Source organism: Allomuricauda sp. CP2A (genome assembly GCF_001683915.1).
Lineage (GTDB): Bacteria > Bacteroidota > Bacteroidia > Flavobacteriales > Flavobacteriaceae > Flagellimonas.
In genome coordinates this window covers 21,540-34,309 of record NZ_LXTT01000089.1, presented here as the reverse complement: position 1 = coordinate 34,309, position 12,770 = coordinate 21,540, and the positions used below count along the sequence as shown (strand labels likewise).

The window sequence follows — 12,770 nt, the reverse complement described above, 5'->3', positions numbered from 1 at the left end:
AAATCAAATAATTTAGATTATGACAATACCTATAGATCTGTTCCAATCTATCATACAAATCGTTCAAACTTTAAGAAACTGTTAAGGAATCGGCCTTTTTGAAATATTTTATCGAGTGTTGAGACAAATTGTTGTACCGGATAAAAACAAAAAAGCCACACAAAGACAGTGATTAACTATTTGTTTTTTAGTGTTTTAATATTTAAAACATTAATTTTTTTTAAACTTTGGCAGTGTGAAGTGTTCAAATAAGTCCACCTTTGGATAAAACTAGCTTTGACTTGTTTTTTTGAACGATTTCCGTGTTTCTCACCCTATTTGCTAAGAGTTCCACTTCTTGTTCAAAAGTCTTGTTCAAAAGATGTTAGTCTGTTTGGAACGTTTAGTGAATCGGAAAGTAATTGCATGGAAAACGTAGCTTTCTGAACAGTAAAGGGAATTGGTTTACAGATTTGGTGTAGAGTGGATTAAAAAGATTTATCCGTAAGATTGTGTTGTGGGAATGAGTAAGTTTTAACCTTAACCTTGAAGTTACTTTACACCCTTATGAGTGATCTTTACCGGTTTTATGGTTCCATCGGAATTGAACTCCATTTTATCCATGCAAACCACTCGGTGGTCGCGATCCATATTGGGAATGGGACGTCTATGATACACCATGATGTATTCATCTATACTTGGTTTTTTAATCACTGAATGATGTCCGGCCCCTGTGGCAATATCACCTTCTTGGGTCTCCAAGACTGTTCCTATGCGTTTGTAGGGCCCGGTAGCCTTGTCGGACATGGAGTAGGCAACTTTATAACTCCCGTCCCCCCAATTGCCTTCGGACCACATAAAATAGTAAATCCCGTTTCTCAAAAACATAAATGGTCCCTCTACATAGCTTTCAGGTGTGATTTCTTTGAACAGGGTTCCATCTTCCCAAGGAATGAACCCAGTGAAATCACCGTTTAGTTTTCCCAAATTGCAATGGCTCCATCCGCCATAAAAAAATAGTACGTACCATCAGTGTCTTGAAAAACAAATTGGTCTATGGGCTGGGCATCATTATAAAAATCGGATATCAATGGCTTGCCTAAATAGTCTTTGTATGGTCCTGCAGGACTTTGAGCCACAGCGACCCCTATGCCTCCATAATGGTTGATATCATTATCGGGATCATAAGAATCCCTACCTGGTCGCTGAATATCATTGGCGCCAAAAAAAAGATAGTATTCATCGTTTTTTTCAATAATGGAAGGTGCCCATAATGCCTGTCTCAGCCATTTAATTTGGGTCGTATCCAAAATACGTTCATGCTTTTTCCAGTTCACCAAATCTTTGGAGGAAAAGGCATCAAAATGAAGCTGTTTTTCAAAATCATCAGAAAACGTTGGAAAAACCCAGTAGGTATCCCCAAAAACAGCGCCCTCAGGGTCGGCGTACCAACCATCGAACAAAGGGTTATGGTTTTGTGTTATTGGCGAATTTTCTGATTGAGCACAAACTGTCGTTGTTGTCAACAGCGCTAGCACAGCTATACACTTCCTCACTCCTTTATTCATGTATTGCATTGATTATTTCCAGATTGATTTTCTTTACAGCTGAAAAATCCATCTTATCAACCTTACGGTCATAGGTCATAAAACCGTTGACCTCTCCCTCTACGTCTGTGGTTTGGGTATACACGGCCGCCGAGAAACCTCTTATTACCATATTTTTCAATTCCTTGGCATATTTAATGTATTCATCGGTGGTCTCCTTGGAGTTTTTGAACTTTATATAGCCCCAGTTATTATCGGGTTTCCAAAGATGCCCTTGCAAAGGCAGCCCAATTCCGCCATATTCTCCCAAGACATTGGTTCGTTCAGCATCATAAAGATACATTTTTGGTCCCGGATAGTTATGAAGATCCACAATATCCCCGGTACGGTAAAAGTTCCCTCCACTTGCCGAATTTACAAGTCGACTTGGATCATGCGCCTTTGTCCACTCTGTGATTTCCTCTGTTTTAAACTGACCCCAAGCTTCATTGAAAGCAACCCACACTACAATGCTAGGATGAGAATACAAATAGTCCATAATACCTTTCCATTCCTTTCTATAAATCGCTTCAGAGCGGGTACTTCTTTTAAATTCAGTACCATCAAAATAGTTGCGGTTCTGCCATTGGGGGCTTTTGTCCCCGTTTGGCATATCTTGCCAGACCAATATTCCCAAACGATCGCAGTGGGTGTACCAACGCGCTGGCTCTACCTTCACATGTTTACGTATCATATTGAATCCTAATTCCTTTGTCTTTACAATATCATATTTAAGGGCCTCATCCGTTGGAGCGGTATAAAGTCCATCGGGCCACCAACCTTGGTCCAACGGACCAAATTGAAAGTAATCTTTATTGTTGAGCTTCATTCGGACAACGCCGTACTGATCTTTCTGCATGGAAATCTTCCGCATCCCAAAATAACTTTTTACCTCATCCACAACCTTTCCATCACTGATCAATTTTGCGGTAAAGTCATACAAAAAAGGTGATTCTGGGGACCAAAGCTTAGCATTTGGCACGTTGATTACCAAGGATTCCCCAAAAGATGATTTAGCCGTTGCTATCTTCTTGTTACCATCAGAAATGCTTATTTCAACGATATCACCATAAGTACCACCAACAATATCTGTCTCAATTTTTACGGTACCATTATCTATATCGGGTACACTTTTAATACGGTCAATACTTTTTTGAGCCACTGGCTCCAACCATACTGTTTGCCAAATACCCGTCACTGGGGTATACCAAATACCTTCGGGTTCCTTCACCTGTTTGCCCCTGGGTTGGGGCCCATCGTTGGTTGGGTCCCAAACTTTAACCACTAGATTTTGTTCCCTATTGCCCAAAAATGGGGTGATATCAAAAGAGAAAGGCGTGTATCCTCCTTCGTGGGAACCAATCTTTACATCGTTGATCCATATATCGGTTCTCCAGTCCACTGCACCAAAATGGAGTACAATATTTTTACCGCTCCATGCCGAGGGAACCGTAAAAGAGGTGCTGTACCATACCTCCTTGGACGCCCCTACTTCCTTCATGACCCCAGACAGGCTACTCTCAACTGCAAAAGGCACCAAAATCTTTCCATCATATCGGGTGGGTTGGGATGCCCCTTTAGGTTGAATGGCATAGTCCCAAAGCCCATTCAAATTTTTCCAATCGGCCCGCTCCATAATCGGGCGAGGGTATTCTGACAGTACATTGTTAGGGTTAATTTTTTCGGCCCATTCTGTTTTGATTTTGCTACCCGCAGGTTTCCATTGTGCGGAGAGCTGAAAACTCAACAAAACAGTAAAGAGTATCGTAATTGTGTTTCTCATGTTTAATGCTATTAGGGTCATTTTTACTTTGTATTGGAAATAGTGTCGCTGCTCCACTGAATTGATTATAAAACTCAAAGGAATCCATACAGCATTCCAAGTACCATATTTCTGTGGTGATGGGCACGATAATTTGTTTCAAAATATCTTACAATCCGTTCAAAAACCAAATTTTCCAGACTTTTAACTGGGTTTATGCAACAATTTGAAGCGAGATGACACGCTTTGTTGTTCTCTAAATCCATAATATTGTAATACAGCAATGAGGCCTATGATGAAGGATATTTGGTTAGGTTTTTGGATATTCCTTTGCTCATTTTATTGGGCAACTGGCCAGGAATTTTATTTCAAGAATTACAAGGCGGAAGATGGTCTTTCCCATAATACCGTTCTCAGCTCTTTACAAGATGAGCGTGGCTTTTTATGGTTTGGGACCAAGGATGGCCTTAACCGTTTTGATGGGTATTCTTTCAAGGTTTTTCAATACGATGCCAACAATCCAAAAAGTTTGGGCAGTAATTTTATTGAATGTCTACATGAATACAAGGGCAAATTATGGGTAGGCACAGATAGTGGGTTGTTCAGCTACGATGAACGTAATGAAAGCTTTGAGGCCATTGATGCCTCAATGGGTCTTCCTATTCTAGATATAGACCATGACGATCAGGGGAATCTTTGGTTTGTATCTGGGCAATCTTTGGTCAAGTATGAAGTAGAGACCCAGAAATCCACCCGTTATGATGCCGAAAAATACTTTCATGTAGAAGATATCACCAGAGGTGCTGATGGAAATATCTGGGCTGCCCATGATAATTCGCTGCATTTGTATGATAGCAAGTCAAAGAGTTTCAAAAGCTACGATATAGCCCTAAGTGAATCAGGTGTCACTTCAATACGGATAAGTAAAATAGAAGCACTGGATAGTACTATTTTATTGGTGGGGACCCAAAGTCACGGCCTACTTTCTTTTAATACTTCAAACCAAAACGTGACCAAACTTTTATATGATAATGAAGATCAATTGTATGTACGTGGTATCTCGGTAAAAAATGAAGATGAGCTTTGGGTTGCAACAGAATCTGGGCTTTTTATTTATACCATTGAAAATGGGACATTCATCAATCTAAAAAAGAGCATTAATGATCCTTACGCCCTTTCCGATAATGCCCTTTACTGTGTTACTGTTGATAATGAGGACGGTGTATGGATAGGAAGTTATTTCGGGGGAATCAACTATTATCCCAAACAATATACACAGTTCAATAAGTTTTTCCCGATACCCGGAGAAAACTCTATCAGCGGAAATGCGGTGCGGGAAATCATAAAAGACCGCATGGGGAATCTTTGGATTGGAACCGAAGATGCTGGGCTAAATAAATACAACCCAAGAACAGGGCTTTTTACAAATTATGCGCCTTCAGAATCGGACCAAACACTTTCTTACTATAATATACATGCTCTTTTTCCCAAAGGAAACAAACTATGGGTGGGGACTTTTCAGCATGGGCTGGACATTATGGACATCACTACCGGAAAAGTGATAAAACATTACGGGCGAGGTGATGGGCATGGCCTATCAAGTGATTTCATTTTCAGCCTATACGAGGACGAATTTGAAAACCTATTTGTGGTAACAGACTCAGGAATTCAAACCTACGACTATGAAACTGATACCTTTACAACAATTGATGCTTTTTCTGAAGACACGCACTTTACAGCTGTGATGAGGGATAAAGATGGCGTGCTTTGGGCAGGCACCTATTGGGATGGCCTGTTTACTTTTAATCCGAAAACCAAAAAGAAAAGAGTATACAGACATAGCACAAATGATCGGAACAGCATTAGCGGCAACAATGTCAATGGAATTTTTCAAGATAGCAGTAACCGTATTTGGATCACCACAGAGTATGGGCTCAACCTTTATCGAGAAGAAACAACCGACTTTAAAACCTATACGGTTGGAGATGGATTCCCGAGTAATGTTTTCTATTCTATAATTGAGGTCGATGATTGGTTATGGATCAGTACCTCTAAAGGCTTGGTCGAATTCAACCCAGACACCGAAGAAAAACGGATTTATACCAAAGCAAATGGTTTGTTGAGCGATCAGTTCAATTATAATTCAGCTTATAAAGACAATAATGGCACCCTTTACTTTGGAAGTGTTGCGGGATTGGTAAGCTTTAATCCTTCAAGCTTTAAGGAGAATTCCGAACAATCTCCCATTTACCTAACAAGCCTACAAATAAACAACACAGAGGTTAACGTATCCGCTGAGGATTCTCCTTTGCAAGAATCCTTGATATGGGCCGATAAAATCAATTTAAAACCCAATCAGGCCTCTTTTAGTATTGGTTTTGCAGCTCTGGGCTACGCTGCTCCCGAGACCACGGAATACTGGTACAGGATGGAAGGGTTGAATGACGATTGGATCAGTCTTAAAAAGAGCCACAATGTGTCTTTTACCGAAATTCCGGCAGGAAATTATGTGTTCAAGGTTAAATCCATAAACTATGATGGCACCTGGAGTAAAGAATCCAAGGCTTTGCAAGTAAAAGTTTTTCCCATATTCTGGAAAAGCAACTTGGCCTACGCCCTTTATACATTTTTGATTGCAACCTTAGCCATACTTGGATTTAGACTATATCACCAACGGAATAAGATTAAAAATATCCAGCGAATTCGTCAATTAAACTATAAAAAGGAAAAAGAACTGTACGAGGCCAAAATTGAGTTCTTCACCAATATTTCACATGAAATACGTACCCCGTTGACATTGATAAAAAGTCCACTGGAAAAAGTGCTCAACAAAGCCAAGGAACTATCTGGCGTATCCGAAAACTTGATCATCATTGAAAAAAACACAAACCGCTTGTTGGACCTCGTGAACCAGTTGTTGGATTTTAGAAAGACCGAAACCGAACGGGTAAACCTTACGTTTGTGGAGACCAATATTACAGAGTTGGTAAAAAAGACTTTGGAACGCTTTAGTGAAGCCATTGAGGAGCGGGAAATCGATTTTAAATTGAACACAAGCAACATTGATGTCTATGCCTATGTGGATGCAGAGGCACTTCGGAAAATCTTGAGCAATCTCTTTGGGAATGCTATAAAATATGCCGATACGAATGTAAACGTGCACCTAAAGACCAGCTCAGAGGGTTTGATATTGACCATTGCCAATGATGGGAATTTGATTCCAACACATTTAAAGGAAACTATTTTTGAACCTTTCTATAGGGTATCCGGGGTCGAGAATCAGTCTGGAACTGGAATTGGGCTTGCTTTGGCAAGATCACTCACAGAAATGCACCAAGGAAGCTTGACACTGGATGCCAGTAACGGAACCAAAAACTGCTTTGTGTTGGTATTGCCTATCCGTCAAGAAAAGGAATTTGTGCTCTGGCCCAAAAGAATGGATCAAAGATTTCAAAATGATGAACCTGAGGAAAACCAGAAAGTGTTTGGAAAAACAAGCATTTTATTGGTGGAAGACAGTGAGGAATTACTGGATTTTATTGCCAAGGAATTGAAAGAGGAGTACACTGTTTTTAAGGCTTCAAATGGTGCCATTGCCCTTCAAATCTTGGAGGTGGAAAACATTCACCTTATCATCAGTGATGTCATGATGCCCGGCATGGACGGTTTTACGCTTTGCAAAAACTTAAAGACCAATCTGGAAACAAGTCATATTCCGGTAATCTTGCTCACTTCAAAAAGTGCAATGGCCGCAAAGATGGAAGGGCTTGAATCTGGTGCCGATGCCTATATGGAAAAACCTTTCTCCATGCGACATCTAAAGGTGCACATTGCCAACTTGCTAGAAAACCGCAAACATATCCTAGAACACTACACGAGTTCACCACTGGCCCATATTAGAAGTATTGCCAATACAAAGACCGATGAAAATTTCATCAAGAAGTTGGATCAGGTCATATATGAAAATATGGCTGACCATGAGCTTAATGTAGAAGTTTTGGCGGAGATTATGAGCATGAGCCGTTCTACCTTATATCGAAAGATAAAGGACATCTCCAACCTAAGCCCCAACGAGCTTATAAACATTACTCGCTTAAAGAGATCGGCCGAACTTCTAAAAACAGGAAAGTATCGTATTTTTGAGGTTGCTGAAATCGTTGGATACAATTCCGCAACAAGTTTCGGACGAAATTTTCAAAAACAATTTGAAATGACCCCTTCGGAATACATGCAAGGAAAGTCATAAATTATTCCACTTCGAAAGCAAAAAGGTATCTTTTACTCAATCTAAAAGTGATTATTTAGAGTTGTCGTGTCAATAGTGATAAGACCCCAAACCAGTTGCAAATCGAACCAAAGTGATGGATAGCCTTGTCGGCATTTGATAAGATTGATCACCTCATAAGATGTCATTAAAATAAAGATTGGTTCACTTTGGGGAGATTGAATTTGAAAAATAATTTCTAAATCACCAAAACCAATTATACACATCAATAATTTTTTGGCTATTTCCACAAGTGTTTCAATTGTTATAGAATGTCTTTACAAATAAAAAAGGCCAATCCCTCTTGTTTTTTTCAATCACCGGAATTGGCCTTTAAAACTAACAACTAACTCAAATGGATCTAAATCCAAACGCTTCTTGAAATTCTAAATTCCTATTGTCGTACCCTCTGAATACCAGATATCAGAAACATAGGGTTCGGCCTCTTGAACATCCATGTTGGCAACTACTTTTAGGATGAACCTATATGCCTTGTCTGAATCATATACGGTGTTGGTAAAACTTGACGGATTGTCCGGTAAAATAATAGTTCCACCCTCCTGTATGCCATCCACGGCAACAACGATCTGCACCAAAACGGGTCTTATCATTCCTTCTGGATATGAAGTTGGAAGACCCCAAGTAAAGCTAATCTCGTTGCCATTAATGGGTTCACCAGGTTTGAAGGCTATGATATTATCGTTGTAACAAGCGGCAAGCAAAATGCAGACCGCTAAAAGTGAAAATTTGATACTAGTTTTCATAACTTATGTGTCTTTTTAGGTTAATAGCCTGTATTTTGAACATACACACCTTGAGACTAGTTCATCTGCGCCTGCGGAATGGGCAGAGATTCATCCCGTCCTTTGGTAAAGTAGGCCACCTCCATCCAGGGATTACTGTCACTGATTTACGTATTCTGTATACCATACATTTTAGCCTACTTCATGTTTTTAAAGAACTTCTGTTCCTATCCAAACAAGTGGCAATCATAACAATCTAAGTCCGGGATAGACCTGTCCCATAAAATGGGCCATGTTACTATTAATTTTGAAATCAAGCTTTTCCATACTCTTTCGGTTTTAAGGTGGATTCCCTTGCAATAAGGCTCGTTTTAATGATTCTGGTCTCAAAATTACAGGTATCGCACTCTTCCTCAATCCGGTCTATCAGTTTATCTGCGGAACTTTCCCCAATAAACTTTCCATGTTGGCTGACCGTAGTGGCGGAAGGAGTCACATACTTGGATAACTCCCCATTGGTAAAACCTATGAAAGAAATGTCTTTGGGGATTTGATATCCTTTGGACTGGACAATGTCCATTATCTTCACCAGGGTCAGTTCATCAAAAATCAAAATTCCGTCAATTTTATCGAAATCCAATAATGAATGAATTGTCAGTTCAAGGTCGTCCTGATAACTGATGGTAACGATCAACTTGTCATTTGGACCTATCCCATTCTCACATAATGCCTTTTTATACCCCTCAATCCTTAATCTACCGATGTAAGAATTCCCTAGCGGGTTTATTATTGCCACTATCTTGCATCCTGTACCCAAGAAGTATTTTGTAGCTAAATAACCGGCTTCAAAATCATCCACCATTACCTTATCACATTTTATAAATTCAATAACCCTATCAAACATGACCATTGGGATTTGACGATCCAATAAGGCGCTGAAATGTTCATTGCTGTCTGTCAGACCTGTTTCACCCAACACAGTGGAAATTATAACCCCATCCACAGTTCCAGAGGATAAAAAATCCAAAACCTTTATTTCTTTTTCGATGGATTCGTTTGTACTACAAATAATAATACTATATCCCCTTTGATCTGCTATTTTTTCAATACCATAGAGTACTTGAACAAAAAAATAGTTTAAGATGTTCGGAATAACAACACCTATGGTTTTTGTATTCCTATTAAAAAGGTTTAGGGCCACCCTGTTGGGTTTATAATTGTTCAATTTAGCATATTCCCTAATGTTCCTTTTAAGTTCATCACTAATCTCATGACTGTCATGGATAGCCTTTGATACCGTTGAAACGGACACATTAAAATGGGAAGCAATGGCTTTAACGGTCAACTTTGTCATTGGGTTGGTATCAAAATATCATTCTTAAAACACAAATTATTTTAAAAATCAAATGAAAATTCGGAAATCAATATCCAAGTTTTCCATAAAAGTTCAGTAAGACCACTTAAATGATCGAGCAATCTAAACATTGATATAGGCCTATCTTCTGAGACCATTCCTTTATTACTTATACAAAACGGTTTACAATATTTTCAAACAGTTCTTGTTTACCACTGAGTTGTTCTGGTTCTCCATGTTTTAAGGCATATTGATAGAGATCGGTGAAATCCAGCTTTCCATCAATGAACTCAGCACCTTTGCCAGTATCATAGGACGCATATCTTTTGTTCAACAAATCTTCGTAATTGTATTCTTCCAATATTGCACTGGCTGCCAATAATGCCCTGGCAAAAGTATCTGCACCTCCGATGTGGGCATGGAAAATATCGTCCATGTCCGTACTGTTTCTTCGGGTTTTTGCATCAAAGTTGATTCCTCCTCCCTGCAGGCCCCCTGATTTAAGAAACACCAACATTGCTTCGGTGACCTCCAATGCATTGTTTGGAAATTGGTCGGTGTCCCATCCGTTTTGATAATCTCCCCTATTGGCATCTATACTTCCCAGCATTCCGGCATTGGCGGCCACCTGCAATTCGTGTTGAAAGGTGTGCTGCGCCAAGGTTGCATGGTTCACCTCTATGTTCAGTTTAAAATCATTCTCCAGTCCATAGTCCCTAATGGAATTAATGCTTGTGGCCGCATCAAAATCATATTGGTGCTTGGTAGGTTCCATGGGTTTGGGCTCCACTAAAAAGCTGCCGACGAACCCCTCACTTCTTGCATAATCCCTAGCCATGTTTAAAAAACGTCCAATGTTATCCTGTTCGAGTTTCATATCGGTATTCAACAGGGACATGTATCCTTCCCTTCCTCCCCAAAAAACATAATTTTCGCCTCCCAGTGCAATGGTGGCATCAATTGCCAACTTTACTTGTGCACCAGCATGGGCCAAAACGTCAAAATTGGGATTGGAAGCCGCTCCGTTCATATAACGTGGGTTGGAAAAACAATTGGCAGTTCCCCAAAGCAATTTTACACCTGATGAATTTTGCTTCTCTTTTAGATAATCCACTATTATGGATAATCTTCTTTCGGATTCCGCCAATGTATCTCCCTCGTCCACCAAATCAAAATCATGGAAGCAATAATAATCGAAACCCATTTTGGTAATAAATTCAAAGGCCGCATCTGCTTTATCCTCAGCTGCTTTTATCGGGTCACTGGAAGTTGACCATTGGAACCGCTTGGTCCCGGGACCAAATGGATCACCTCCCGTTCCACACAGTGTATGCCAATAAGCCATGGCAAACTTAAAATGTTCCCTCATTGATTTACCCGCTACGACCCTATCTGGGTCATAGAACTTAAATGCCAATGGATTGTCTGACTCCTTGCCTTCGAACTTAATCTCCCCAATTCCCTTAAAATACTCCTTGTTGCCTAAATGCACCATTATTTTTTTGCTTTTATAATTAGTTCCAATTCTTTTTTCCACTTTTCAAAGGCCTTAAGGTATGCCCCTTGATCGGTTTGGTATTCGTGGGTCATTACCAGGTCGTTTTCCATAATGGATGTGAAGTCCCCGTACCCTGTTTCATGGATGGCACATGCCCTAGCAGCACCGACCGCCCCTGTAGTATTGTATATTTCGATTTTCCCTTGGATAAGGGTCGCAATGGTATCTGCAAATATCTCCGCCTTGAAAAGATTGTCGTTTCCTGCTCGCAATACTTTAGGTTGCACTCCATCGGATCCCATAATTTCCATTCCATAAACAAAGGAAAAAGCAATTCCCTCCAGAACCGACCTACAAAGATGACCTTTGGTGTGTCTATTAAGGTCAAGGTTCAAAATTCTGGTACCCAGATCCCGGTTGTTCAACATACGCTCACAACCATTTCCAAAAGGAAGTGTACAAAGGCCATCTGAACCTACCTCCACCTCTGATGCCAAGCTGTTCATTTCTTCATAAGAAGATACTTTTAGGTTGTCCAAAAGCCACCTATATTGAATTCCCGCTCCATTGATGCACAACAGTTTCCCTATTCTTATCCGATGATCCTTTTTATAATTGACATGTGCAAAATTGTTTATCCTTGAACATTCTTTTGCCGACAGATTGTCCACCACGGCGTAGACCACTCCAGATGTCCCCCCTGAGGCAGCCAACTCACCGGGCTCAAACACATTGAGGGACAGCGCATTGTTGGGCTGGTCGCCAGCTCGGTACAAAATGGGGATGCCCTCAACAAGACCACTTTCCTCCGCCCCTTTGGCGGAGACCTTTCCCTGTACCCCAAAAGTTTCAACTATCTCCGGTACCGTATCATGTGGGATTCCATAAAAATCCATGATTTCCCTAGAAACACAATTGTTGTGAAAATCCCAGAAAATGCCTTCAGAAAGACCCGGGATTGTAGTGCTTGCGATTCCGCTCAATCGAAAAGCGATATAATCCCCGGGCAACAGAAATTTATAGATCTGACCAAAAACCTTTGGTTGGTTTCTTTTTACCCAACCTAATTTTGATGCGGTAAAATTACCTGGGGAATTCAACAATCTGGATTCACACGTATCCCTCCCTACAGTTTCATAAGCTTCGTCGCCAATGGCTACGGCCCTACTATCACACCATATGATCGAATTTCCCAATGTCTCTCCATTTTTATCGATAAGTACGAGCCCATGCATTTGATATGCGATGCCCAATCCGACTATTTCTGATGGGGAAACACCCTGCTTTTCAATGATTTTTTTGGTTCCGGTACAGAAAAGTTCCCACCACAGTTGGGGTCGCTGCTCTGCCCAACCCTTTCTGGGGGCCATCATTGGCATCTCGCCCTCTGGCTCTTGGACCACAATCACTTTTTTTCCCGTTTCTCTTTCGACCAGGGCAAGTTTTATGGATGAACTTCCTAAATCAATACCTAAATAATACATTCGATTGGCAATGTTTGTCAGTTGGTTAAATGTAAAAAATGAACCTTCTGATCAAGTTTTTAAAATTAGTTTACCATACTTAGATCCAGGCAGTCCACTA

General features: G+C 40.4%; 8 protein-coding genes. 1 reads left to right on the top strand and 7 read right to left on the bottom strand.

Features of this window, described 5'->3' with window-relative positions; genetic code table 11:
- Nucleotides 1-531 precede the first annotated feature (531 nt).
- The 3 genes from A7D14_RS20425 to A7D14_RS10815 form a co-directional block, all read right to left on the bottom strand.
- Nucleotides 532-966: a family 43 glycosylhydrolase gene (locus A7D14_RS20425; RefSeq protein ID WP_255307439.1), complete on the bottom strand. Its 435-nt coding sequence runs from the start codon at nt 964-966 to the stop codon at nt 532-534.
- A complete protein-coding gene (locus A7D14_RS20420; RefSeq protein ID WP_255307438.1) occupies nt 954-1,442 on the bottom strand; it encodes a family 43 glycosylhydrolase in 489 nt (162 codons plus the stop codon). The genes A7D14_RS20425 and A7D14_RS20420 overlap by 13 nt, the downstream gene beginning before the upstream one ends.
- Before the next feature lie 97 nt (nt 1,443-1,539).
- Nucleotides 1,540-3,348, bottom strand: a complete 1,809-nt coding sequence (locus A7D14_RS10815; protein WP_067034134.1) for a glycoside hydrolase family 2 protein — start codon at nt 3,346-3,348, stop codon at nt 1,540-1,542.
- Nucleotides 3,349-3,619: 271 nt separating this feature from the next.
- Between A7D14_RS10815 and A7D14_RS10810 the strand changes: the two genes are divergently transcribed.
- Nucleotides 3,620-7,573, top strand: coding sequence for a two-component regulator propeller domain-containing protein (locus tag A7D14_RS10810; RefSeq protein WP_313790843.1), 3,954 nt, complete (start codon nt 3,620-3,622; stop codon nt 7,571-7,573).
- A gap of 404 nt (nt 7,574-7,977) precedes the next feature.
- Here A7D14_RS10810 and A7D14_RS10800 read toward each other — a convergent pair whose 3' ends face one another.
- From A7D14_RS10800 to A7D14_RS10785, 4 genes are all read right to left on the bottom strand, one after another.
- Nucleotides 7,978-8,355 carry a DUF4945 domain-containing protein gene (locus A7D14_RS10800; protein WP_067034119.1) on the bottom strand — a complete coding sequence of 126 codons (378 nt, stop codon included), beginning with the start codon at nt 8,353-8,355 and terminating at the stop codon, nt 7,978-7,980.
- A 292-nt stretch (nt 8,356-8,647) separates the two neighbouring features.
- The gene (locus A7D14_RS10795; protein ID WP_067034116.1) at nt 8,648-9,688 is read right to left on the bottom strand and encodes a LacI family DNA-binding transcriptional regulator; all 1,041 of its coding nucleotides are present in this window, start codon (nt 9,686-9,688) and stop codon (nt 8,648-8,650) included.
- A gap of 169 nt (nt 9,689-9,857) precedes the next feature.
- Complete coding sequence (gene xylA / locus A7D14_RS10790; RefSeq protein ID WP_067034131.1) at nt 9,858-11,183, bottom strand: xylose isomerase; 1,326 nt, start codon at nt 11,181-11,183, stop codon at nt 9,858-9,860.
- Nucleotides 11,183-12,670 (bottom strand): xylulokinase, encoded by a 1,488-nt coding sequence (locus A7D14_RS10785; protein WP_067034113.1) that lies wholly within the window; start codon nt 12,668-12,670, stop codon nt 11,183-11,185. Before A7D14_RS10785 ends, xylA begins: the two co-directional genes overlap by 1 nt.
- Nucleotides 12,671-12,770: the final 100 nt, after the last annotated feature.